At 33.4% G+C, this 949-nt stretch carries 1 protein-coding gene; it reads left to right on the top strand.

All coding sequences use genetic code 11. The features are described from left to right. Nucleotides 1–809 (top strand): hypothetical protein (locus tag H5201_RS22450; protein WP_182785448.1); only part of this gene is annotated, 809 nt, incomplete at its 5' end. Nucleotides 810–949: the final 140 nt, after the last annotated feature.

Genomic DNA, 949 nt, shown 5'->3' with positions numbered 1-949 from the left:
GAGTCAATGAACAAAATAGTCAATATGTTTATAAAATTAATAGAAACCTTACGCATGAGGCAGTATATTTTTGTAAGGAAGACTCAGCAAGTTGTATAGATAAAATTAATGGAGAGCGTTATTTATTTAACTTGCAAAAAAATCAGATTAAAAAAATTCAAAATGCTGAGCTTATAGGCTTAAGTAAAGATGAGGAGGCATTATTTAGAGTATTCACTCTTTTATTTCGAGAGGAATATGAAAGAATTGAATCACTTCATGATCAAGAAATCTTTCAACGTTCTTTTCGCACAGAAACATCAGGGAGCTGCGGCACTCCAACACATTGGTCTGATCCATTGATCCCTGATTTTCATTATGGCCAAGCTTGCGCTATTCATGATCAATGTTACGGTACTTATACTAGTAAATCTCAATGTGACTTTAGGTTTTTGGAAAAAATGGAAAGGGCGAATTTTACTTTATTAGCTGAAATAAGAACTGACATATTAATAGATAGTCCTGTTACAGTAGCTGTTTATAAAGCTCTTTTAGATCAATTAGCCGATGGTTATTATGCAGCAGTTAAGAATAGTCAGAGTGCATTAATTGCCTATTGCCAAGGGAAACCCGCTGATTGTATTAATTTAAAAGGAGACTATAGTCAATTTATTAATAATGGCATAGATCCTTCAGTATGTGACTCTGGACAAAGTAGTTGTATCGGAGGAGGTGATGGCAACGGACCTGGTACCTTTCCATCTTGCTTAGTGCAAATGATGGTATGCACAGGTGGTGGTTGTAATTACTATACACAACCTTGTTTATAGTGTCGTTTGATAAGGAGTAATAAATGTTTTATGTCGCACTTATGATTATGTTGGTAGTGCTTGCTGGTGTTAGTTACAAACAAAGGGAAGCTAATTTTTTAAAGTTTAATATAATTATAATATTAATTTCTTTTTCTATA

The sequence above is a fragment of the Pseudoalteromonas sp. SG43-6 genome (genome assembly GCF_014164365.1).
In the GTDB taxonomy this organism is placed as follows: domain Bacteria; phylum Pseudomonadota; class Gammaproteobacteria; order Enterobacterales; family Alteromonadaceae; genus Pseudoalteromonas; species Pseudoalteromonas rhizosphaerae.
The sequence above is the reverse complement of the archived record's forward strand: the minus strand, read 5'-3'. Positions and strand labels throughout refer to the sequence as shown.